We start from the raw sequence: 21,442 nt of genomic DNA on the forward strand, positions 1-21,442 counted from the left end.
GGCTTCCGGGGCGCGCGGCGCCCCGGAAGCGTGCTCACTGCCCCAGGACCGGATAGCTCCCCGTGTTCGTCGGGGCGTGTTCCGGGAGCCAGAGGACGGCGACGGCACCCTCGGGCTGCGTGTCGTCCGGGGCACCCGCCGGGCGTACGTTGCGGAAGGTCAGCCGGGCGCCCAGCACCCGGGCCTGGCCGGCCGCGATGGTCAGGCCCAGGCCGTGGCCCCGGCCCGCCCGGTCCGCGCTGCCGGTGCGGAACCGGCTCGGCCCCTCGGCGAGCAGGTCCTCCGGGAAGCCGGGCCCGTGGTCGCGGACCCGGACGACCCGGCCCTCCACGGTGACCTCGACGGGCGGCGCCCCGTGCCGTGCGGCGTTGGCCAGCAGGTTGAACAGCACCCGCTCCAGCCGCCGGGGGTCGGTGGTGACCTCGGACTCGTGCACCACGCGCACGGTGGCGTCCGGGTCCTTCGCCGCGACCCGCCGGGCGACGAACTCGCCGAGCAGGATGTCCTGCAGCTCGGCCCGTTCGGAGGCGCTGTCGAGCCGGGCGACCTCCAGGACGTCCTCGACGAGGGTGCGCATCGCCTTGGCGCGGTCCTGCACCAGCTCCGTGGGCCGGCCCGGCGGCAGCAGTTCCGCCGCGGTGAGCAGGCCGGTCACCGGGGTGCGCAGCTCGTGGGCGATGTCGGCGGTCACCCGCCGTTCCGCCTCCAGCCGCTGGCGCAGCGCGTCCGCCATCGCGTCCACCGCGCTGGCCAGGTCGTCGGTCTCGTCCCGCACCACCCCGCCGATGGCGTCCCGCACCCGGACGTCCGTCTCGCCCCCCGCGACCCGGTTGGCGGCGGTGGCCGCCTTGCGCAGCCGCCGCGACAGATGCCCGCCGATGAGGACGCCGAGCGCGCAGCCGCCCAGGACGGTGGCGAGGGAGCCGATCCACAGGGCCTGGTCGAGGTCCTTGAGGATGTCCGAGCTGCGGTCGGTGAAGCCGGAGTGCAGCGACATCACGTGCCCGTTCTTCAGCGGCACCGCCGCCCAGATGTCGGGCGCCCCGCCCCGGTCGGCCACGTAGGTCGCCCGGCGGCCCTCGTCGACCTTGGCCCTGAGCTCCCGGGGCAGCTGGGGGTCGTCGATCTTGGTGTTGGGGAAGTTGAGCCGTCCGGACAGCTCGTAGTTGCGCTGCGCGATCATGATGCGCTCGTCGGCGAGGTCGCGCGCGTTGTCCAGCATCGACACCCGGGCCGCGTTGTGCACCACCAGGCTCAGCGCGATCGCCACCAGCGCCCCGACCAGCGCGATCGCCGCGCTGAGCTTCCACCTCAGGCCCGCGCCGATGCCCGCCCGCCGGACGAGCGCCGTCACCAGGCGCCGGAAATAGCCGCGCATCCGTTCGCTCAGGCCTTCAACTTGTAGCCGAAGCCGCGGACCGTCTCGATGCGGTCCTGGCCGATCTTCGCCCGCAGGCGCTGCACATGGACGTCGACGACCCGGGTGTCCCCGCCCCAGCCGTACTCCCAGACCCGTTCCAGCAGCTTGTCGCGGGAGAGCACGGTGCCCGGCGCCGCGGAGAACTCCAGCAGCAGCCGCATCTCGGTCGGGGTCAGCGCCACCGGCTCGCCCGCCTTGCGCACCTCCATGCCCTCGGTGTCGACCTCCAGTTCGCCGAACGCCAGGACGGCGCCGACGTCCTCGGTGTCCCGCCCCTGTCCGGCGCCGCCCGCCCGATCGAAGCGGCGCAGCACCGCGCGGATCCGCGCGACCAGGACGGCGGCGTCGAACGGCTTGGTCACGTAGTCGTCGGCGCCCGCCTCCAGGCCCAGCACCACGTCGATGGCGTCGGCGCGGGCCGACAGCATGATCACCGGAACCATGGACTCGTCCCGGATCCGCCGGCACAGGCTGACCCCGTCCAGCCCGGGCACCATGACGTCGAGGAGCGCGATGTCCGGCCGGTCGGCGCGGAACGCCTCCAGACCCGACAGCCCGTCGGGCATCGCGGTGACCGCGAAACCGTCCCGCTCCAGGGTGAGCTGGGTGGCCTCGCGAATGACGTCGTCGTCCTCGACGAACAGGACGTGGGTCTGGTCTGCCATCCTGCTGCTCTCAGTTCTCGTGTGGTCCCGGGCCGGGCGGGCCCCCGTCCCCGCCCGGTCACGGCGCTTGTTCTCTCCGCCCCACCCCACGGGACGCGCCGGCCGCACGACGGGTTCATCCCTTCATCGTCCGGCGGCACGCTGCCGGTTCCCGCGTGTGAGCCAGGTCTCAGCTGTCGGGCGCCGGCGTCGGCGCGGGGCCGGCCACCGGGCCGTACTCGTTGTGGGTGCGGTACTTCTCGACGAACCGGCCCGAGACCCAGCGGTACGTGATCACGATCTCGACGGACGGGTTCGACACCTGGTCGCCGCGGTCGTAGACCTGTTTGCTCACCACCAGGTCGCCGCGGTCGATCTCCGCGTAGACCGGCGGCTCCTCCGCGCTGAACACGTTGACGTACGCGTCGCCCTGGCGCTGGTACACGTACGTCCCGATGCCGACCGCGTCTCCGCAGGTCAGCACGTTGACGACGACGTCGTCCAGGGCCTCGCCGGTGAGGTTGCCGTAGCTGACGTCCACCGGGTACTCGTCGGCGACGCAGGGCTTGAGCTCCCGCTTCACGTCGGCGGAGACCGCCGGGTCCCGCTTGATCAGCCGCACGGCGTCGATCCGGTCGGGGGTCGGCGAGGGTGCCGTCGAGGGCGCCTTGGAGGCGGCGGGGCTGGTCGGCCCGTCCACGCGGGCCGGGCCCTCGTCCCGCGCGCCGGTGCCGCTCGCACCGCACCCGCTGACGAACAGCACGCCGACGGCGAGTACGGCCGTCGCCGTACTCGCCGTCCTGGCGGTGGAACGGGTCCGTGCGGACCCCGCGCCGGTCACGCCGCGCAACGCTCCCGCTCCTCACGCTCCAGCGCGCGTGCGTCCAGGTCGCGGGACTCCAGCTCCTCGCGGAGCCGGGCCAGCGCCCGGTGCAGCGTGCTCTTGACCGTTCCGGCCGACATGCCGAGTGCCGCGGCCGTCTCCTCGGTGGACATCTGCTCCCAGTGTCGCAGCACCACGACGCTGCGCTGTTTCGGGGCGAGGACCTTCAGCACGTCCATCAGCAGGGCGCGGTCGGCGTACTGCTCGGTGGCGTCGTCCACGCAGGGCTCGGGGAGCTGCTCGGTGGGGACCTCCTCCAGCTTGCGCGCCCGCCACCATTCCGTCCGCGTGTTGATCATGACCCGGCGCAGGTAGGCGTCGGCCAGCCGCTTGTCCACGATGGTCTCCCAGCGGCCGTACGTACGCACCAGGGCCGTCTGCAGCAGGTCCTGCGCGTCGACGGGGTCCGGGACCAGGCGCCGGGCGCTGCGCAGCAGCGCGTCCTGCCGGGTGCGGACGTACTCCTCGAACTCGAGCACCTCGCCCTGCGCCATGGTGTCCCGCCTTTCGCTCCCCGTTCCGGCGGGCCCGCTCGGGCCGGCCGTACCGCCTGTGATCCGTCTCGTCGTGCCCTTGTCGAGCACGTGATCGAAGGTACGGAGGCGTTGTCACGGCACTGTGCGGAGCACCCTGCGGGCAGCGCTCGGCTGTCCGTCGGTTGTGTAACGGAGGGACGAACGGGACGAAGCGACGGACCGTTCGGTGCGGGTATGCGGTGATATCAGCCGTCGCACGAGGTGTGACGGCTGTGAACGGCGTGACGGGAAGCGGCTCGGGTCAGCTCAGCGGCAGCCGGTACAGACCGCCGGGCATCGGCTCGACCAGACCGTCGGAGACCAGACCGTCCAGCGCGCGGGCGCGCTGGACCGGTTCGTGCCACACCCGGTCGAGCGCCGCCTGCGGCACCGGCCCGTGCGCCTCCCGCAGCACGGCCAGCAGCCGCCCGCGGACCTGGCGGTCGGTGCCCGCGTACGTCTGGCCGCGGCGCGGCGGACCGTCGTGCGCGGGCTTGCCCGCCAGCCGCCAGGCGCACAGTGCGGCGATCGGGCAGCTGTGGCACGCCTCGTTCTTCGCCGTGCACACCAGCGCGCCGAGCTCCATGGAGGCGGCGGCCCAGCGGGCGGCCGTCTCCGCGTCCTCGGGCAGCAGCGCGCGGGCGAGGCGGCGCTCGGCGGCCGTGGTGGCGTTCGGCGGGTACTGCGTGCCGGTGACCGCGCGGGCGAACACCCGGCGGACGTTGGTGTCCAGCACCGCGTGCCGCTGCCCGTACGCGAACGACGCCACGGCCGCGGCCGTGTACTCGCCGATGCCGGGCAGCGCCAGCAGCTGGGCGTGGTCCGCCGGCACGTCGCCGCCGTGCCGTTCCGTTATGGCCACGGCGGCACCGTGCAGCCGCAGCGCGCGGCGCGGATAGCCGAGCCGGCCCCAGGCGCGGACGGCCTCGCCGGGCGCCTCGGCGGCGAGGTCGGCGGGGCGCGGCCACCGGGCCATCCACTGCTCGTAGACGGGCAGCACCCGGTTCACGGGGGTCTGCTGCAGCATGAACTCACTGACCATCACCCCCCACGCGCCGGCCTCAGGGCGTCGCCACGGAAGGTCCCGGGCGTGCTCGTCGAACCAGTCGATGACGGGGGAGTGCAGCGGCTCACCGGGAGCATGCTCGGACGCGGAATCGGCGGCGGTGCCGTACGGGGGCTTCGTGGGAGCAGTCATGACCTGTCCGATCCTGCCACGCCGGGCCCCGTCGACGGCCGAGCGCCACGGGGAAGGACCTCCCGGAAGGTGACACGGGACCTGACGACCGGCAGGGGCGGGCGCCCGGCGTCCGCTTGTAGCGTCGGCGCATGGACCGTGCCCGCACCGCCGTCGTCGCCGGCCGCTGCCTGCTCTGGGCGGCGCTCGCACTGCCCGCGTTCGGTGCCGGCCGGCTCGGGCTGAACGAGCCGCGTCCCCTCGGACAGCAGCTGGCCGGGGCGGGAGTGCTCGCCGTCGCCACCGCGCTGGCCGCACACCGCCCGCTCGCCGCCTTCGCCCTCACGGCCGCCCTGGGCCTGGCCGCCGCCCCCGCCCTGTTCACCCTCTCCTACGGCCCCGCGCTCGCCGTGTTCGCCCTGCTGCTCGGGCTGCGGGAGGGCCGCACCGCCCCCGCCGCCCTCGGTCTCGTCGTGGTCGGTGGCGCCGGAACTCTGAGGATCGCGCTCGGCGGTGCCGATCCGGTCCCGGAGTGGCTGGTCATGACCGGCACCCTGCTCTTCGGCTGCGTCCTGCCCTGGCTCGGCGGCCGTTACTGGCGGCAGAGCCGCGCGCTCACCGCGGCGGGCTGGCTGCGGGCCGCCCGGCTGGAGGAGGAGCAGCGCCTCGCAGAGGAGCGCGCGCGGCTGCGCGAGCGGGCCAGGATCGCCCAGGACATGCACGACTCCCTGGGGCACGAGCTGAGCCTGCTCGCCCTGCGGGCGGGCGTGCTCCAGGTGGCGCCCGACCTGCCCGAACGGCACCGGGCGGCGGCAGCCGACCTGCGCGCGGCGGCCGCGGACGCCACGGACCGGCTGCACCGCGTCATCGGCGTGCTGCGGGAGGAGGACGACGCACCGCTCCCGCTCGCCCCGGCCGGGGAGACCGTCGAACAACTCGTCACCCGCGCCGCCGACTCCGGGCTGCCGGTGCGCTGGGGGACCGGCACGCGGGCCGGGACCGTGGCACCGGGCGGGGTCGCCGAACGGCTGCTGCACCGGGTGGCCCGCGAGGCGCTCACCAACGCGGCACGGCACGCACCGGGCGCGCCGGTCGTCGTGGAGGTCACCGGCGACGACACCTCGGGAGCGACCGTCACCGTCACCAACGGGTCCGCGGCCCAGACACGTTCGGAGCCCTCAGGGGGCGGCAGCGGGCTGCGGGCACTGCGCGCCGCCGTCACGGCCGTCGGCGGGACCTTCGAGGCGGGGCCGCACGGTGAGGGGTACCAGGTCAGTGCCCACGTCCCGGCACTCATGCCCGCGGCCGTCGCCTCGGCCCGTCCGCCGTCCGCCCCCTACACCCACGCCCGCCGCCGTGTCGTCACCGCGCTCGGCGTCGCGGCGGGCACGGGGGCCGCCCTGGTCGCGGCGTCGGTCGGCTGGTACGCGTACACCGAGACGCACGCGGTGCTGGAACCCGCCGCCTACGCCGGACTTCGCCCGGGCACGCTCCTCGCCGACCTCGACCTGCCCGACCGGGACGTCCAGGATCCGCCGACGGACCGCGCCCCCGCCGAGCCCGACGGGACGGACTGCCGCTACTACCGCGCGAGCGGCGAACTGTTCGTCTCCGTCGACCACTACCGCCTCTGCTTCGACGACCGGGGGCGCCTGGCGGCCAAGGACGTCGTTCCCCGCGTGGGAGCTCAACAGAACTCACGACGTGAGGAGTTCGCACGATGATCCGCGTCCTGCTGGCCGACGACGAGGCGATGGTGCGGGCCGGGGTGCGCGCCATCCTGGACAGCGGCGGGGAGGCGGAGGTCGTCGCCGAGGCCGGCGACGGGCACCAGGCCGTCGAACTCGCCCGCGCTCACCGCCCGGACGTGGCGCTGCTCGACGTCCGCATGCCCCGCCTGGACGGGCTTTCGGCGGCCGAGGAGATCCTCCGCACGGTGCCCGGCACGGCCGTCGCCGTCCTGACGACGTTCTCCGAAAGGGCCTATGTCGCCCGGGCGTTGGCCGGTGGCGCCACCGGCTTCCTGCTGAAGTCCGGCGACCCCTACGAACTCCTGGCGGGGGTACGGGCGGTGGCGGGCGGCGCGGCCTTCCTGTCGCCCAAGGTTGCCCGGTACGTCATCGAAGGCCTCGGCGGCACCGACGGCGGCGGGCGGCTGGCCCGCGAGGCCGACGCGCGGGCCCGCGCGGCACTGCTCAGCCCGCGCGAACGCGAGGTGCTCGCCCTGGTCGGGGCGGGCCTGTCCAACCCCGAGATCGCCGCCCGGCTGCACCTTGTCGAGGGCACGGTGAAGGCGTACGTCAGCGCGGTCCTGGACCGGCTCGGCGTACGCAATCGCGTACAGGCGGCGATCGTCGCGTACGAGGCGGGACTGGTGGGGAGTTGAGCCCGTCCGTGTGCGGGCGCGCCTCGTTCAGTCGCGGCGGTGCGTGGCGTACGGCGTGGGGGCGGTCGCCCCGGAGCGCGGGCCCGGGCCGGTGAGCCAGCGTGCGGCGGGCGCCGTCGAGCCGCGCATCGCCCCGGCCAGCCGGAGTGCCGGTCGCGTGGCCAGGCCCACGACGGCGAGGGACACCAGGGCGCCGAGCAGCAGTCCCGCGGCCACGTCGTGCGGGTAGTGCACGCCGACGAACACCCGCGAGAACGCGACGAGTAGAGCAAGCGGCGCCGTCAGCCAGACCAGCACGCGGCGCACCAGGACCAGCGTGACGGCCGAGGCACCGGCGATGGAGGCGTGGTTGCTGGGGAACGACCAGTCGCCGTGCGGCGGACACTCCGCCAGGGGAGGAGCGGCACCGATCACGGCGCGGCACGGACGCTCCTCCGTCACAACGGACTTGAGGAGTTCGCTGCACACGTACGCCACAGCCGTGGCCAGGGGTGCAAGGGCCGCGATCGCGAACGCCCGGGTGTCCGCGTGCCGTGCCCGCCACCAGCCGGCCACGAACAGCGCGACGAACACGAGCAGTCCGGCCTCCGTCCCGATCTCGGCCGCGTGCCGCAGCCACGCCGGGGCGTCGTACGCGTGGTCGGTGATGTCGCGGTAGAGCCCGCTGTCCACGAAGTCCATGGTCACCGACCGTAGGCGAACGGGCGGAACCGTCACACCCCGCGACCGTCGGGTGTCCTACCTGACGAAAGACAGGGGTGTGCGGCCGGTTACCGGGATGATGATCCGGAAAAGTTGTGCGCCTGAGCGGCGGGTGGGACAAGCGAACGCTCGGATCTCTCGTACAGTTTGCGCCGTGGGATCTCTGCGCAATCCGGTCGGGCCGCTTCCCTCCTCCATCTACTGGCGTCGGAGGGCCGTAATGCTGTCCGTACTCGCCGTGTTGGCGTTGTTGATCACCTGGGTCGTGGTCTCCGGCGGCGGCAGCGGCAACAACCGGGACAACGGCGCCAACGGGAAGAATCCCGTGCCCTCCATCACCCCCGGACCCTCCGGTTCGGGTCCCGCGATCAGCCAGGCACCGGGCGGACGCGACGAGACGGGTGACGGCGGGTCGGAGGGGTCCGGTGGATCCGGCGGGTCCGGCGGGTCCGGTGGATCCTCGGACGGCTCGGACGGCTCGGACGGCTCGGGCGGCGACGGCGATCCCGCGGACTCCGCGGGCGCGGGCGGTGCGGACGGATCGGGCGGTGGCGCCGGCGGCAGCGCGGGTGGCGGGTCCGAGGGCGGCACGTCCGCCGGGGTCGGCTCGGGCGACGCGCTTCCGGCGGGTTCCGGGGCCGGGCTTCCCAACTGCACCGCGAACGCGGCCCGGTTCAGCCTGCGCAGCAAGGAGAACACGTACGGTCCCGGGCAGACGCCCACCTTCCTGCTCACGGCGCGGAACACGTCCGGCGCCGACTGCAAGATCGACCTCGGGCCCGAGCACACGGTGGTGACGGTCTCCCAGGCCACGGGTGACGACGTGTTCTGGGCGTCGGACGACTGCCCGAAGGGCGCCCGCAGCCTGGTGTTCCGGGTGCCGGCCGGGGACAGCATCACGTACACCGTGAAGTGGGACCGCAAGCGGAGTGCGGCGCAGTGCGCCACGCCCAAGGGCGGGGCGGCGCAGCCGGGGACGTACCTGGTGGAGGCTAAGGCGCCGGGGTACGAGAAGGTGCGGACGTCGTTCGTGCTGAAGGCCGACTAGACCGTCAGGTCCAGGTCCGTCGTGACCTGACGGCCGGTGGGGGCTGGGCGCGCCGTTCCCCGGGCCCCCATCGGGGCACACCGGTGCGGGCGGTCCGGTCCCTCGGGGGTGCTCCGGTCAGACGTAGCGTTCGAGGATGCTGCTTTCCGCCAGGCGGGAGAGGCCCTCGCGGACGCTGCGGGCGCGGGCCTCGCCGACGCCGTCCACCGTCTGCAGGTCGTCCACGCTCGCGGCGAGCAGCTTCTGCAGACCGCCGAAGTGCTCCACCAGCCGGTCGATGATCGCGCCCGGCAGCCGCGGCACCTTGGCCAGCAGCCGGAAGCCGCGCGGCGACACCGCCGAGTCCAGCGTCTCCGGGGAGCCGGTGTAACCGAGCGCCCGCGCCACCGTCGACAGCTCCAGGAGCTCCGCGTGGGTGAGCACGTTCAGTTCGTGCAGCGCCTCGTCGACCGTGCGGGAGCGCTTGGCGGTCGGCTCGGGGACGTAGTCCCGTACGACCAGTTCACGCTCCGGCTCCACACCCGCGATCAACTCGTCGAGCTGGAGCGCGAGGAGACGGCCGTCGGTGCCCAGTTCGACCACGTATTCGGCGATTTCGGTGGCGATGCGGCGCACCATCTCGAGGCGCTGCGCGACCGCCGAGACGTCCCGGACCGTCACCAGGTCCTCGATCTCCAGCGCGGACAGCGTGCCCGCGACCTCGTCGAGGCGGAGCTTGTAGCGCTCCAGGGTGGCGAGCGCCTGGTTGGCGCGGGACAGGATCGCCGCCGAGTCCTCCAGGACACGGCGCTGACCGTCGACGTAGAGCGCGATCAGGCGCATCGACTGGGAGACGGAGACGACCGGGAAGCCGACCTGCTTGCTCACACGGTCGGCGGTGCGGTGCCGGGTGCCGGTCTCCTCCGTGGGGATCGTCGGATCCGGCACCAGCTGCACGCCCGCCCGCAGGATCTTGGACAGGTCCGAGGACAGCACGATGCCGCCGTCCAGCTTGCACAGCTCACGCAGCCGGGTCGCGGTGAACTCCACGTCCAGCACGAAGCCGCCGCTGCACAGCGTCTCGACGGTCTTGTCGGAGCCGAGCACGATGAGACCGCCGGTGTTGCCGCGGAGCACCCGCTCCAGGCCGTCACGCAGGGCGGTACCAGGCGCCACGGCGCTCAGCGAGGCGCGCATCAGGCCATCGGAACCGGCACTCCCACCGGACTTTCCGGGAGCTGCTGCCCGGTCGTTGGCTGCCACTGCACTCCTCCGGTCGCAGGTTCTGGGCGCCCCCGCGCTTCGTACGGACGGGCGAGACCTGGGCAAAGTCTACCGGCGGTCCTCCGACTCCCGTGGGGCCTCTCGCCGACGGGAGCGGGGAAGGACCCGCAGCGCGTCCCCTATGTCCGCCACTTCCAGAACCTTCATGCCCGCCGGGACCTTGCCCGGGTCGCCCGGCACCAGGGCGTGCGTGAAGCCCAGGCGGTGCGCCTCGGCGAGCCTGCGCTGAACTCCCGTGACCCGTCTCACCTCGCCCGCGAGGCCGACCTCGCCGATCGCCACGAGGTTCTTCGGCAGCGGGGTGTCGCTCGCCGCCGAGGCCAGCGCGAGCGCCACGGCCAGGTCCGCGGCAGGCTCCGACAGCTTCACCCCGCCCACCGTCGCGGAGTAGATGTCCCTTTTGCCCAAGGCGCTGATGCGCCCGCGCTGTTCAAGCACCGCCAGCATCATCGACACCCGGGAGGTCTCCAGGCCGGAGGTGGTGCGGCGGGGGGAGGGGATCTGCGAGTCCACGGTGAGCGCCTGCACCTCGGCGACCAGGGGGCGGCGGCCCTCCAGGGTGACGGTCAGGCAGGTGCCCGGGACCGGTTCGGCGCGACGTGTCAGAAAAAGTCCGCTCGGGTCCGCGAGGCCCGTGATGCCCTCGTCGTGCAGTTCGAAGCAGCCGACCTCGTCGGTCGTGCCGTAGCGGTTCTTGACGCCGCGGACCAGGCGCAGGCGCGCGTGCCGGTCGCCCTCGAAGTGCAGGACGACGTCCACCAGGTGCTCCAGCAGGCGTGGGCCCGCGATGGCGCCGTCCTTGGTGACATGGCCCACGAGCAGCGTGGACATCCCGCGCTCCTTGGACGCCCGGATGAGGGCGCCCGCGACCTCGCGCACCTGCGCCATGCCGCCCGGGGCGCCGTCGATCTCCGGGGACGCCACCGTCTGCACCGAGTCCAGGATCAGCAGCGACGGCTTCACCGCGTCCAAGTGGCCGAGCACGGCGGACAGATCCGTCTCGGCGGCGAGGTACAGGTGGTCGTCGATGGCGTGGATGCGGTCGGCGCGCAGCCGCACCTGGCTCGCCGACTCCTCGCCCGTGACGTACAGGGTGCGGTGCTCGTCGCTCGCCGACTTGGCGGCGACGTCCAGCAGCAGCGTGGACTTGCCGACGCCCGGCTCGCCGGCCACCAGCACCACGGCGCCGGGGACCAGGCCGCCGCCCAGCACCCGGTCCAGCTCGGGCACGCCGGTGGAGCGGGCGGTGGCCTGGCGGCCGTCGACCTGGCCGATGGGCAGCGCGGACGTGGTGACCCGGCCCGGCGCGGTCGTCCGGACGGCGGGCGCCGAGCCGTACTCCTCGACCGTCCCCCAGGCCTGGCACTCGGGGCAGCGGCCGAGCCACTTGGCCGTCTGCCACCCGCACTCGGTGCAGCGGTAGGACGGACGGTCCTTGGAGGTCTTGGTACGGGCAGCCATGCGCCCAAGGTAACGGCCCCCTCCGACAACGGGCCCCGGGCCCGCCCGCCGGAGGAAGCGGGGGCCGGGGGCGTCCTGGCCGCTCAGGGGCCGGGGAAAGGTTCCTGTCCCCGGCCCGTCCCCGGATTGAGGGATCGTTTCACCCGTACGGATTAAAAGTGCGCAGGGCACCGGAAGGCGCCGCCCCGCGCCCCCTACGGTCGCCGAATGACGAGCAGCGGCCCGGAGACCTCGACCCGTACGTCCACCCGTACGACCGGAACACACCGGACCCCCCGCGAGGCGCGCGACCACGCGGCCGCGCGCACGCTGGCGCAGCGGCCGGCCGCCCGCTACACGCCGCACCTCGACGGCCTGTTCACCTACTGCCTGTCCGTCCTGTGCGACCACGACGCGGCGACCGCGGCCCTGGCCGACGCGCTGCACCTCGCGGAACGCCGCGACCGGCACGTCCCGGAGGAGCTCGGCAGCCGCCGGGCCTGGTTGTACGCCCTGGCCCGCTGGGCCTGCCTGCGCAAGCTCGCCGAGGCCAGGCAGAGACGTCAGGCCTCCCACGCCGGGGGCCGCAGGCAGCGCGTGTCCAAGGCAGCCGCGGGGAGCGCCCCCGCCCCGGCCGTGTCCGCCGAGGTCCAGGAGCGACGCCGGCGCGAACTGGCCGCCCTGGCCTGGCCGGAGGCCGCCGGCACCACGCCGGAGCAGCGCGAGGCCCTGGAGCTCGCGGTCCGCCACCACCTCGCCGCCCACGAGGTCGCCGCCGTGCTGGGCATGGCACCGGCCGCGGCGCGCGAGCTGCTCGCCACCGCGGCCTGTGAGGTGGAGCGCACCCGCGCGGCGCTCGCCGTCGTGGAGACCGGCGCCTGTCCGGGCGTGGCGCATCTCACCGGCGAGCAGGGGCTGGTGCTCGGTACGACGCTGCGCCGCGAGCTCGTGCGCCACGTCGACGACTGCCCGCGCTGCCGGCGTACCGCCGAGCGGGCCGTCCCGGGCCGGTGGCCCGGCACCAGCGTCACGCCGGACGCCCTGCCCGTCCTGCCCGTGCCGGACGCCGCCCTCGTCACCGCTCTCGCGCACCACCCCCGCGTGCGCGGCACCGCGCCCCGCTTCGACCGGCGCGGCTTCCCCGTGGACCCCAAGGACCGGGTGGCCCGCCGGGACCGGCTGCGCTCGCGTGCCGTCACCACGACCGTCGTCGCCACGGTCGTCGCCGCGCCCGTGCTCGCGCTGTGGGCCGCGTACCGGGGCACCCCGGTGGGTGAGGGGACGGACGGCGGCGCGGCCTCCGCGCGGGAGGACGGCACCGTCGACTTCGACGCCCGCGACGGCGGCGCGGGCTACGAGAACGCCGGCAACGCCGCGCCCCGGCCCGGCACCACCGGCTTCGGCGCGGACGGCGCGCCGGACGTGTCCGTGGAGGTCGTCGAGGTCGCCGGCGCCGGACGCGAGGGCGCCGCCGTGATGGGCGTGACGGCCGCCCACCGCGGCGACACCACGCTGATCACCCTGACCGCGAAGGGCGCGGGCCCGGTCCGCTGGTCCGCGTCGACGGGCGCGTCCTGGCTGTACCTGAGCCGGTCCTCGGGGACACTCGCCCCCGGCGAGTCGGTGACGATCAGGGTGTACGTCGATCAGCTGCGCGAGCCGTCCGGCCACTGGAGGGCCACGGTGGCGGTCTCCCCGGCGGGTTCCGTCGTGTCCATCGAGGGATACGGCCCCGCCCCGTCCGCCCCGGTCGAGGGCTCCCCCTCGGGCACGCCGGGCTCTCCCAGCACCCCGGGCAGTCCTCCTCCGTCGTCCTCCGACCCGGACCCCACGCCCACCACACCGACACCCTCGGACCCCACCCCGACCGACCCCCCGTCCTCCCAGGACCCCGACCCCGAGCCCTCCACGGGCGACCCGGGACCCGGTGATTCCGTGCCGGGCGATCCGGGCTCCACCACACCCGGATCCCCCACCCCGGACGACTCCGCCCCGGCCGGCACGGGCACCCCGGACCCGGGCACGTCCTGACACCACGCGGACCGCCCGTCACATGGACCGGCGACGCGCGGACGCCCGCCCCCTTCCCACGCTGCGGGGAGGAGACGGGCGTCCGAGCCGGCCGGCCGTCGTGTCAGGCGGGGTCCGCCGGATGCGGCGCCAGCAGCGGCAGTTGCGACGCCAGCCGCTCCTCGCACAGCTCGACCAGGCGGTCGTACCCGGCCTTGCCCATCAGCTCGATCAGCTCCGGGCGGTAGGAGACGTACACCGGGTCGCCCGCGCCGTGCGCCGAGGTGGCCGAGGTGCACCACCAGTGCAGGTCGTGGCCGCCGGGACCCCAGCCGCGCCGGTCGTACTCACCGATCGACACCTGCAGTACGCGCGTGTCGTCCGGCCGGTCGATCCAGTCGTACGTACGCCGGACCGGGAGCTGCCAGCAGACGTCCGGCTTGGTCTCCAGCGGCTCGCGGCCCTCCTTGAGGGCGAGGATGTGCAGCGAGCAGCCCATACCGCCCTCGAAGCCCGGACGGTTCTGGAAGATGCACGACCCCTGGAACGGGCGCGTCTGGCGCTCGCCGTCCTCGTCCTCGGAGACCCAGCCGTTCCTGGTGCCCTCCGCGTGGTGCTGCCAGATGTCCGGTGTGAGCCTCGCCACATGCTCGGCGACCCGCTTCTCGTCGTCCTCGTCCGAGAAGTGGGCACCCAGGGTGCAGCACCCGTCGTCCGCGCGGCCGGCCTGGATGCCCTGGCAGCCGCTGCCGAAGATGCAGTTCCACCGAGAGGTGAGCCATGTCAGATCGCAGCGGAAGACCTGCTCGTCGTCCGCGGGATCAGGAAATTCCACCCAAGCGCGGGCGAAGTCGAGGCCCTTCTCGTCGTCAACCGGCGCCGCTCCCGGCGGCTGCGGTGCTGGCATCCGCGAGGGACCCCCGGTCAATCCGGCCATCTTGTCCTTCCTGGCCTTCTTGTCCGTCTTGTCGTCCTTCGCCTTTTTCGTCTTTGGCACTCGTCCAGGGTAAGTCGCCCGCCCCCCGCTCCGGCACCGGTCCGGCCGTGGCGAACCGGGCAACACGGCGCGCGTCGGGCAGTAGCGTTCCGTACATGAGACTCGGTGTCCTCGACGTGGGTTCGAACACGGTGCATCTGCTGGTGGTCGACGCCCACCCCGGCGCGCGGCCGCTGCCCGCGCACTCGCACAAGGCCGAACTGCGCCTCGCCCAGCTCCTCGACGACGACGGATCGATCGGCCCCGACGGCATCGACCGGCTGGTGTCGGTCGTCCACGAGGCGCTCCAGGCCGCCGAGGACAAGGGCGTGGAGGAGATCGTGCCGTTCGCGACGTCCGCGGTGCGTGACGCCCGCAACGCCGACGACGTGCTCAGCCGTGTCCGTGAGGAGACCGGCGTCGAACTGCGGGTGCTCAGCGGTGAGGAGGAGGCCAAGCTCACCTTCCTCGCCGCCCGCCGCTGGTTCGGCTGGTCGTCGGGGAAGCTGCTCGTCATCGACATCGGCGGCGGCTCGCTGGAGATCGCCTACGGGCTGGACGAGGAACCGGACGCGGCCGTGTCGCTGCCGCTCGGCGCGGGCCGGCTCACCGCCGGGTGGCTGCCCGGGGACCCGCCCGAGGCGGAGGACGTACGCGCGCTGCGCCGTCACGTCCGCACCGGGATAGCGCGCACGGTCGGCGAGTTCAGCCGGTTCGGCGCGCCGGACCACGTGGTCGCCACTTCCAAGACCTTCAAGCAGCTCGCCCGGCTCGCCGGCGCCCCGGGCTCCGCCGAGGGTCCGTACGTCCAGCGCGAGCTGAAGCGCGAGTCGCTGGAGGCCTGGGTTCCGCGGCTGGCCGGGATGACCGCCGCCGAACGCGCCGAGCTGCCGGGCGTGTCCGAGGCCCGCGCGGGCCAGCTGCTCGCCGGGGCCATGGTCGCCGAGGGGGCCATGGACCTGTTCGGCGTCGAGCGCCTGGAGATCTGCCCCTGGGCCCTGCGTGAGGGCGTCATACTCCGCCGTCTGGACCACATGGTCCAGGCGTAGGCCCTGCCACGTCCATGGGGGAGGCCCGGCGGGCCGTCCCGCGGAGGCGGGCCGCTATGGCAAACGCCACAACGGCGAAGCAGCACCCCGCACCGCCCCCGTCCCACCCCGTAACCTGTGGCTCGTGGCAGAAGCAAGGGACGTAGTCCGCATCCCGGATGCGAAGGTCGCCCTGTCGACGGCCTCCGTCTACCCGGAGTCGACGGCGACGGCCTTCGAGATCGCCGCGCGCCTCGGGTACGACGGCGTCGAGGTGATGGTCTGGACCGATCCGGTCAGCCAGGACATCGAAGCCCTCCGCAGACTCAGCGATTACCACCGCATCCCCATCCTCGCCATCCACGCGCCGTGCCTGCTGATCACGCAGCGCGTGTGGTCCACCGACCCCTGGACCAAGCTCCAGCGGGCCCGGGCCGCCGCCGAGAAGCTCGGCGCCTCGACGGTCGTCGTCCACCCGCCCTTCCGCTGGCAGCGGCAGTACGCCCGCGACTTCGTGGACGGCGTCTGGCGGATGGCGAACGAGACCGACGTGCGGTTCGCCGTGGAGAACATGTACCCGTGGCGCTACCGCGACCGCGAGATGCTCGCCTACGCCCCCGACTGGGACGTCACCAAAGAGGACTACCGGCACTTCACGATCGACCTCAGCCACGCCTCCACCTCCCGCACCGACACCCTGGGGATGGTCGAGCGGATGGGCGACCGGCTGGGGCACGTGCACCTGGCCGACGGGCGGGGCTCCGCCAAGGACGAGCACCTGGTGCCCGGACGGGGCGACCAGCCGTGCGCCGAGGTGCTGGACCGGCTGGCGGCCGGCGGCTTCGACGGGCACGTCGTGATCGAGGTCAACACCCGGCGCGCCATGTCGAGCGCCGAACGCGAGGCCGATCTGGCGGAGGCCCTGGCCTTCACCCGTCTCCACCTCGCCTCCGCGTCCTCCCCGTCCGCCCTGCGGGTGCCCCGGCGATGACCGGCGTCACCGAGGGCGACGGCCCGGCCGCCTCCTCGCCGGGCACCCGGCGCCGCGGCCGCCCCCCGCGCACCGAGTCGGCCGGCACCCGCGACCGCATCCTCGACGCCGCCCGCGAGGAGTTCTCCGCACGGGGGTACGACAAGACGTCCGTACGGGGCATCGCCAAGACCGCAGGGGTGGACTCGGCGCTGGTGCACCACTACTTCGGCACCAAGGAGCGCGTCTTCGAGGCCGCCGTGGAGGTCGCCTTCGGGCCGGTGCTCGACGAGCGGGAGGCGGTGCTCGAAGGTCCGCTCGACGAGGTGGGCGAGCGGATGACCCGCATGATCATCGGCCTGTGGGAGAGCCCCGTCACACGTGCCCCGCTGCTCGCGATCGTCCGCTCCGCCGTCAACAACGACACCGCGGCCGCCGTCTTCCGCCGCCTCGTCGCCAGCCACCTGCTGCGCCGGATCGCCGGACAGCTCGACCGGCAGGACGCGGAGCTGCGCGCCGAACTCGCCGCCGCGCAGCTCGTCGGGATCGCGATGATCCGGTACGTGATCCGGGTCGAGCCGCTCGCCTCGGCGGACCCCGAGGACATCGTCCGGCGCGTGGCCCCGGTGGTGCAGGGACACCTCACCGGCGACTGACGCCTCCCGACGCCCTGTCCACCGAGACACGCGTCCCGTATTCCGGACACCCCGTCCCGCCCTCTGGATGACCGGCGTACGCTCGGTGCAGTCAGAACTCTCTGGCGGAGACTCCCCGAAGGTCTGAAGGAGCGAGCGACGATGCCCGAGCTGAGGTCCCGCACAGTCACCCACGGCCGCAACATGGCGGGCGCCCGCGCCCTTATGCGCGCCTCCGGTGTACCCGGTGCGGACATCGGCCGGAAGCCGATCATCGCGGTCGCCAACAGCTTCACGGAGTTCGTCCCCGGCCACACCCACCTCGCGCCGGTCGGCCGGATCGTCAGCGAGGCGGTCGTCGCGGCCGGCGGCATCCCGCGCGAGTTCAACACCATCGCCGTCGACGACGGCATCGCGATGGGCCACGGCGGCATGCTCTACTCGCTGCCCTCCCGCGACCTGATCGCGGACAGCGTGGAGTACATGGTCGAGGCCCACTGCGCCGACGCCCTGATCTGCATCTCCAACTGCGACAAGATCACCCCGGGCATGCTCAACGCCGCGCTGCGGCTGAACATCCCCACGGTCTTCGTCTCCGGCGGCCCGATGGAGTCCGGCCGGGCCACGCTCGTCGACGGCACGGTCCGCACGCTCGACCTGGTCGACGCGATGTCGGAAGCGGTCAACGACAAGATCTCCGACGAGGACATCCTCCGCATCGAGGAGAACGCCTGCCCCACCTGCGGCTCCTGTTCGGGCATGTTCACCGCCAACTCGATGAACTGCCTGACCGAGGCCATCGGCCTGTCCCTGCCCGGCAACGGCTCGGTCCTCGCCACCCACACGGCCCGCAAGGACCTGTACGTCCGCGCGGCCCACACGGTCCTGGACCTCGCCCGCCGCTACTACGAGCAGGACGACGACTCGGTCCTGCCCCGCAACATCGCCACCCCCGCGGCCTTCGAGAACGCCATGGCGCTCGACATCGCGATGGGCGGCTCCACCAACACGATCCTGCACCTGCTGGCCGCCGCCCAGGAGGCGGAGGTCGCCTACGGCCTCACCGAGATGGACGCCCTCTCGCGCCGCGTCCCCTGCCTGGCGAAGGTCGCGCCCAACGTCGCCAAGGACCGCACGTACTACATGGAGGACGTGCACCGGGCGGGCGGCATCCCGGCCCTCCTCGGCGAACTGCACCGCGCGGGCCTGCTCAACGAGGACGTCCACTCCGTCCACAGCCCGTCCCTGGCCGACTGGCTGAAGACCTGGGACATCCGGGCCGGCTCCCCGTCCACCGAGGCCGTGGAACTCTGGCACGCGGCTCCCGGCTGCAAGCGCTCCGCCGAGGCCTTCTCCCAGTCCGAGCGCTGGGACTCCCTGGACGTGGACGCCGAGGGCGGCTGCATCCGCTCCGTCGAGCACGCCTACTCCCGGGACGGCGGCCTCGCGGTCCTGCGCGGCAACCTCGCCGTGGACGGCTGCGTCGTCAAGACGGCCGGCGTCGACGAGTCCATCTGGACCTTCGAGGGCCCGGCGGTCGTCTGCGAGTCGCAGGAGGAGGCCGTCCAGAAGATCCTCACCCAGCAGGTCAAGGAGGGCGACGTCGTCGTCATCCGCTACGAGGGACCCAAGGGCGGCCCCGGCATGCAGGAGATGCTCTACCCGACCTCGTACCTGAAGGGCCGCGGCCTCGGGAAGGCGTGCGCGCTGATCACCGACGGCCGTTTCTCCGGCGGCACCTCGGGCCTGTCCATCGGCCACGCCTCCCCCGAGGCGGCCTCGGGCGGCACCATCGCCCTGGTCGAGGACGGCGACCGCATCCGCATCGACATCCCGAGCCGCTCCATCGAGCTGCTGGTGGACGACGCCGAGCTGGTCCGCCGCGAGGAGGCCCTCGGCGGCCGCTACGCCCCGAAGAACCGCGAGCGCAAGGTCTCGGCGGCCCTGCGGGCGTACGCGGCGATGGCGACCAGCGCGGACAAGGGCGCGGTCCGCGACGTGAGCAAGCTCGGCTGACGCCCCCGCGCCGCCGCCACGACCCCGCCGCCTCTCACCAGGCGGCGGGGTCGCGCGCGTCGACGGCGAAGACGGTGCCGTCGGGGGCGGAGGCGTAGACACGGTCACCCACGAGGACGGGCTCGGCCAGTGTCCCCGGGACACGGTCGGGCACGGGCCCGAGCCGCGGCCGGGTCTGCCCGAGCAGATCGCCCTCGCGGGCGTCGACGCCGAGCAGCCGTCCGTCGGGGGCGGCGACGTACACGTGCCGCCCGTCGGAGGCGGGGACCGAGCCCCAGCTCACCCCGGTCTCCAGCCGCCACCGCTGCTTCCCGGCCGCCATGTCGACCGCCGCGAGCGACCCGCCCGTCCCCATGAGGTACACGGTGTCGCCGTGCACGCCGGCCTGCGCCTCGGGGATCGCCACGGGCAGCGGCACCCGCCGGGTGTCGCCGGTACCGGGCGTGAACCGGACGACGGCACCGGCGTCCCCCTGGACCATGCCGTCGGCGACGAGGTACACGTGCCCGTCGGCGGCCCCCACGGGCGTCAGCGACCCCTCAAGCTCCGCGTCCCACCGTACGTCCCCGGTCTCCGGGTCGACCGCGGTGACGTGCGTCGTGCTCCCGTCCGCGGACAGCGTCGCCGCGTACGCCGACGGCTCCTCCGACTCCTCGTCGAATCCGCTGAAAAAGGGCACCGCCTGGCCGGGGATCCGGTGGGACCAGATGGTCTCGCCCGAGGCGCTGTCCACGCCCGTGACCATCCCGTCGGCGCGGGTCAGCAGGACGGTGCTGCCCACCGCCCGCACCCCGTCGTGGACGGGGGTGTCCTTCCGCCACACCGGCTCGCCCGTCGCCGGGTCGAGCGCCTCCAGATCACCGATCCGGTCCAGGGAGGGCTGGACGAGACCGCCGGACAGGGCCGGCGGTTCGCTGCGCGTCGTCCCCGGGGCGATTTCGTGCCGCCACACGGTGCGGCCGTCGGCCGGATCGAGGGCGAGGACCAGACCGGGCACCGCGCACAGCAGCTTCCCGGCCCCGTGCACGCACTGGGGCACACCGCTGTCCTTTGAGGCGGGCACCACCTCCCACGCGCCGGAGCCGGCCGGCGTGCTCTGCGCGGTGGTGGTCCGGCGCGGCGGTGCCGTGTCGTCGAACACCTGGAGCGCGGCGAGCCCGCCGAGCACGGCGACACACAGCACCCCGGCCACCAGGGCGGCCCGCCGTCCCGGACGCCGCACGGACCGCTTCGCGGATGCGTCCGCGGGTGGCTCGCCGGCGGACCCGGCCCGGACGTCGGCCTTCTCCCGCGCGCCGGGCGTCTCCGGTGTGCCGGACGCTTCCTCCGCCGCGGTCGACTCCCCCGTCTCCCGCGTCCGTTGCGCCGGCAGGAACACCAGCGTGTCGTACGCGGCGGACACCGAGCGCAGTTCCCGCATCAGTTCGTCCGGGGTGGGCCGTTCGTCGGGCTCCTTGGCCAGACACCGCCGGACCAGGGGCGCGAGGGACTCCGGTACGCCCGTCAGGTCGGGCTCGTCGTGGACGACCTGGTAGGCGACGACGTAAGGGCTGTCGGAGTCGAAGGGGCCGCGCCCCGTCGTCGCGTGCACCATGAGCGACCCGAGCGCGAACATGTCGGCGGCGGGCCCCACTTCACGCGGGCGCCGGAACTGCTCGGGCGCCATGAACGGCGGCGTGCCGATCAACTTCCCGGTTTCGGTGCGCAGTTCGCTGTCCGTGGGCCGGGAGATCCCGAAGTCGATGACCTTCGGCCCGTCGTCGGCGAGCAGGACGTTGCTCGGCTTCAGATCCCGGTGCACGACGCCGACCCGGTGGATGTCGCGCAGCGCCTCGGCCAGCCCGGCCATCAGCCGACGCGACTGGTCCGGGTCCATGGGGCCGTTCCGGTTCACCTGCTCGGAGAGCGTCGGGCCGGGGATGTAGAGGGTGGCCATCCAAGGGCGTCCGCCGTCCGGATCGGCATCGACGACCGGTGCCGTGAAGGCTCCGCTCACCCGTCGCGCGGCGGCCACCTCTTGCCGGAAACGCCCCCTGAACTCGGGGTCCTTGGCGTATCGGGCGTGTACGACCTTCACCGCGACCCGCATGCCGGAGGTGCTGCGGGCCAGGTGCACCACGCCCATGCCCCCGGACCCGAGGCAGGACTCCAGACGGTAGTGACCGGCGTACTCAGGAAGTTCCGCTTCCGCATCCGCTCCGGTGTTCCCCTGCGGCGCCATGGAACCACCCCCGTGCTGTTCGTTCGCGCGCGCGATGTTCTCGGAGCCTAGTCGATGGTGTGTGCGGGACAGTTGCGGCGTGCCCGTTTCCTGTACGAAAGGGGAGCT

The 21,442-nt window shown here is 73.8% G+C and carries 18 protein-coding genes; 8 read left to right on the forward strand and 10 right to left on the reverse strand.

What is annotated here, in order from left to right:
- Positions 1–34: 34 nt before the first annotated feature.
- From cseC to B100_RS0118290, 5 genes are all read right to left on the reverse strand, one after another.
- The gene (gene cseC, locus B100_RS0118270; protein ID WP_024885874.1) at positions 35–1,378 is read right to left on the reverse strand and encodes a two-component system sensor histidine kinase CseC; all 1,344 of its coding nucleotides are present in this window, start codon (positions 1,376–1,378) and stop codon (positions 35–37) included.
- An 8-nt stretch (positions 1,379–1,386) separates the two neighbouring features.
- On the reverse strand, positions 1,387–2,085 hold the full coding sequence (gene cseB, locus B100_RS0118275) for a two-component system response regulator CseB (RefSeq protein ID WP_024885875.1): 699 nt from the start codon (positions 2,083–2,085) through the stop codon (positions 1,387–1,389).
- Between the two features lie 169 nt (positions 2,086–2,254).
- Positions 2,255–2,914, reverse strand: coding sequence for a hypothetical protein (locus tag B100_RS0118280; protein WP_024885876.1), 660 nt, complete (start codon positions 2,912–2,914; stop codon positions 2,255–2,257).
- Complete coding sequence (locus B100_RS0118285) at positions 2,902–3,441, reverse strand: SigE family RNA polymerase sigma factor (protein ID WP_024885877.1); 540 nt, start codon at positions 3,439–3,441, stop codon at positions 2,902–2,904. Before B100_RS0118285 ends, B100_RS0118280 begins: the two co-directional genes overlap by 13 nt.
- 283 nt (positions 3,442–3,724) lie before the next feature.
- Positions 3,725–4,660: an HhH-GPD family protein gene (locus B100_RS0118290; protein WP_024885878.1), complete on the reverse strand. Its 936-nt coding sequence runs from the start codon at positions 4,658–4,660 to the stop codon at positions 3,725–3,727.
- Between the two features lie 131 nt (positions 4,661–4,791).
- Here B100_RS0118290 and B100_RS0118295 point away from each other — a divergent pair, with 131 nt between their 5' ends.
- Both B100_RS0118295 and B100_RS0118300 read left to right on the forward strand, forming a co-directional pair.
- Positions 4,792–6,363 carry a sensor histidine kinase gene (locus B100_RS0118295; protein ID WP_024885879.1) on the forward strand — a complete coding sequence of 524 codons (1,572 nt, stop codon included), beginning with the start codon at positions 4,792–4,794 and terminating at the stop codon, positions 6,361–6,363.
- A complete protein-coding gene (locus tag B100_RS0118300) occupies positions 6,360–7,025 on the forward strand; it encodes a response regulator transcription factor (protein ID WP_024885880.1) in 666 nt (221 codons plus the stop codon). Before B100_RS0118295 ends, B100_RS0118300 begins: the two co-directional genes overlap by 4 nt.
- Positions 7,026–7,052: 27 nt before the next feature.
- On the opposite strand, the gene B100_RS0118305 is transcribed toward B100_RS0118300, so the two are convergent.
- Positions 7,053–7,706 carry a phosphatase PAP2 family protein gene (locus B100_RS0118305; protein ID WP_024885881.1) on the reverse strand — a complete coding sequence of 218 codons (654 nt, stop codon included), beginning with the start codon at positions 7,704–7,706 and terminating at the stop codon, positions 7,053–7,055.
- 175 nt (positions 7,707–7,881) lie between these two features.
- Between B100_RS0118305 and B100_RS0118310 the strand changes: the two genes are divergently transcribed.
- Complete coding sequence (locus B100_RS0118310) at positions 7,882–8,775, forward strand: hypothetical protein (protein ID WP_024885882.1); 894 nt, start codon at positions 7,882–7,884, stop codon at positions 8,773–8,775.
- 117 nt (positions 8,776–8,892) lie between these two features.
- Here the strand turns inward: B100_RS0118310 and disA are convergent, their stop codons facing one another.
- Both disA and radA read right to left on the reverse strand, forming a co-directional pair.
- Positions 8,893–10,017 carry a DNA integrity scanning diadenylate cyclase DisA gene (gene disA / locus B100_RS0118315; protein ID WP_024885883.1) on the reverse strand — a complete coding sequence of 375 codons (1,125 nt, stop codon included), beginning with the start codon at positions 10,015–10,017 and terminating at the stop codon, positions 8,893–8,895.
- Between the two features lie 69 nt (positions 10,018–10,086).
- Positions 10,087–11,499 carry a DNA repair protein RadA gene (gene radA / locus B100_RS0118320; RefSeq protein WP_024885884.1) on the reverse strand — a complete coding sequence of 471 codons (1,413 nt, stop codon included), beginning with the start codon at positions 11,497–11,499 and terminating at the stop codon, positions 10,087–10,089.
- Positions 11,500–11,706: 207 nt separating this feature from the next.
- Between radA and B100_RS0118325 the strand changes: the two genes are divergently transcribed.
- A complete protein-coding gene (locus B100_RS0118325) occupies positions 11,707–13,509 on the forward strand; it encodes a BACON domain-containing protein (RefSeq protein ID WP_024885885.1) in 1,803 nt (600 codons plus the stop codon).
- Positions 13,510–13,612: 103 nt separating this feature from the next.
- On the opposite strand, the gene B100_RS0118330 is transcribed toward B100_RS0118325, so the two are convergent.
- Positions 13,613–14,485: a DUF3109 family protein gene (locus B100_RS0118330; protein WP_024885886.1), complete on the reverse strand. Its 873-nt coding sequence runs from the start codon at positions 14,483–14,485 to the stop codon at positions 13,613–13,615.
- Positions 14,486–14,580: 95 nt separating this feature from the next.
- Here B100_RS0118330 and B100_RS0118335 point away from each other — a divergent pair, with 95 nt between their 5' ends.
- The 4 genes from B100_RS0118335 to ilvD all read left to right on the forward strand — a co-directional run bounded on the left by B100_RS0118335 (position 14,581) and on the right by ilvD (position 19,113).
- The gene (locus B100_RS0118335) at positions 14,581–15,513 is read left to right on the forward strand and encodes a Ppx/GppA phosphatase family protein (protein ID WP_024885887.1); all 933 of its coding nucleotides are present in this window, start codon (positions 14,581–14,583) and stop codon (positions 15,511–15,513) included.
- 124 nt (positions 15,514–15,637) lie between these two features.
- Positions 15,638–16,483 carry a sugar phosphate isomerase/epimerase family protein gene (locus B100_RS0118340; RefSeq protein WP_024885888.1) on the forward strand — a complete coding sequence of 282 codons (846 nt, stop codon included), beginning with the start codon at positions 15,638–15,640 and terminating at the stop codon, positions 16,481–16,483.
- Positions 16,480–17,118 carry a TetR/AcrR family transcriptional regulator gene (locus B100_RS0118345; protein WP_024885889.1) on the forward strand — a complete coding sequence of 213 codons (639 nt, stop codon included), beginning with the start codon at positions 16,480–16,482 and terminating at the stop codon, positions 17,116–17,118. Before B100_RS0118340 ends, B100_RS0118345 begins: the two co-directional genes overlap by 4 nt.
- Before the next feature lie 141 nt (positions 17,119–17,259).
- Complete coding sequence (gene ilvD, locus B100_RS0118350; protein WP_024885890.1) at positions 17,260–19,113, forward strand: dihydroxy-acid dehydratase; 1,854 nt, start codon at positions 17,260–17,262, stop codon at positions 19,111–19,113.
- A 34-nt stretch (positions 19,114–19,147) separates the two neighbouring features.
- Here ilvD and B100_RS0118355 read toward each other — a convergent pair whose 3' ends face one another.
- On the reverse strand, positions 19,148–21,334 hold the full coding sequence (locus B100_RS0118355) for a serine/threonine-protein kinase (protein WP_024885891.1): 2,187 nt from the start codon (positions 21,332–21,334) through the stop codon (positions 19,148–19,150).
- Positions 21,335–21,442 lie beyond the last annotated feature (108 nt).

The sequence above is a fragment of the Streptomyces sp. CNH189 genome, from assembly GCF_000527195.1.

Excerpts from the sequence above, each read along its gene's own strand:
- cseC (WP_024885874.1), bottom strand. The coding sequence starts at position 1,378 with ATGCGCGGCTATTTCCGGCGCCTGGTGACGGCGCTCGTCCGGCGGGCG.
- cseB (WP_024885875.1), bottom strand. The coding sequence starts at position 2,085 with ATGGCAGACCAGACCCACGTCCTGTTCGTCGAGGACGACGACGTCATT.
- B100_RS0118285 (WP_024885877.1), bottom strand. The coding sequence starts at position 3,441 with ATGGCGCAGGGCGAGGTGCTCGAGTTCGAGGAGTACGTCCGCACCCGG.
- B100_RS0118290 (WP_024885878.1), bottom strand. The coding sequence starts at position 4,660 with ATGACTGCTCCCACGAAGCCCCCGTACGGCACCGCCGCCGATTCCGCG.
- B100_RS0118295 (WP_024885879.1), top strand. The coding sequence starts at position 4,792 with ATGGACCGTGCCCGCACCGCCGTCGTCGCCGGCCGCTGCCTGCTCTGG.
- B100_RS0118300 (WP_024885880.1), top strand. The coding sequence starts at position 6,360 with ATGATCCGCGTCCTGCTGGCCGACGACGAGGCGATGGTGCGGGCCGGG.
- B100_RS0118305 (WP_024885881.1), bottom strand. The coding sequence starts at position 7,706 with ATGGACTTCGTGGACAGCGGGCTCTACCGCGACATCACCGACCACGCG.
- radA (WP_024885884.1), bottom strand. The coding sequence starts at position 11,499 with ATGGCTGCCCGTACCAAGACCTCCAAGGACCGTCCGTCCTACCGCTGC.
- B100_RS0118325 (WP_024885885.1), top strand. The coding sequence starts at position 11,707 with ATGACGAGCAGCGGCCCGGAGACCTCGACCCGTACGTCCACCCGTACG.
- B100_RS0118335 (WP_024885887.1), top strand. The coding sequence starts at position 14,581 with ATGAGACTCGGTGTCCTCGACGTGGGTTCGAACACGGTGCATCTGCTG.
- B100_RS0118345 (WP_024885889.1), top strand. The coding sequence starts at position 16,480 with ATGACCGGCGTCACCGAGGGCGACGGCCCGGCCGCCTCCTCGCCGGGC.
- ilvD (WP_024885890.1), top strand. The coding sequence starts at position 17,260 with ATGCCCGAGCTGAGGTCCCGCACAGTCACCCACGGCCGCAACATGGCG.
- B100_RS0118355 (WP_024885891.1), bottom strand. The coding sequence starts at position 21,334 with ATGGCGCCGCAGGGGAACACCGGAGCGGATGCGGAAGCGGAACTTCCT.